The sequence below is a fragment of the Streptomyces sp. YS-3 genome (assembly GCF_045257485.1).
Classification (GTDB): domain Bacteria; phylum Actinomycetota; class Actinomycetes; order Streptomycetales; family Streptomycetaceae; genus Streptomyces.
Map to the genome: position 1 here is coordinate 1 of NZ_JBJHPC010001224.1, position 527 is coordinate 527.

Genomic DNA, 527 nt, shown 5'->3' on the forward strand with positions numbered 1-527 from the left:
CGTCGTCCGGTGCGGTGGCGTGGCCCACGCCGACGGCCGACGTACCGGCCGGGGCGACTCCCTGGGCCGGTACGGACACGAACGCCGGCTCGGACGAGGGGTCCGTCCCGCTTCCGGCGACGGTGTTCGCCCCGCCGCTGTCCGGCTCGGACCTGGACGGCACCCCGCCGCCGAGGGTCCTCCCGGAGGCCAGGACGGCGCTGCTCCAGGGCGGCAGCCAACTCCCGCCGACGGCCATCGCCCCGGCCCTCGACCCGCAGTCCCCGCCGCCGGGGCTGCCCGGCGCCGACTCGGGGACGGCGACCGGTCAGGCCGCGCCCGACGGCCCGGACGCGGCCCCCGGTCCTGGTGCGCATGGTGTGCCCGGTGGCCCCGGTGTGCCCGGCGGCCCCGGTGTGCCCGGCGGCCCCGGTACGCCCGGGGCCCCGGTCGGTCCCGGTGGTCCCGGCGCGCCGGTCGGCGTGGGAGGACCCGGTGGCCCCGGTGCTCCCGGTGGTCCGGGTGCGCCCAGTGGTCCGGGTGTGCCC

1 pseudogene is annotated in these 527 nt (G+C 81.2%); it reads left to right on the forward strand.

From position 1 onward, the window contains the following. Positions 1-527: pseudogene (locus tag ACJA3G_RS38415) on the forward strand (hypothetical protein); the annotation flags it as partial.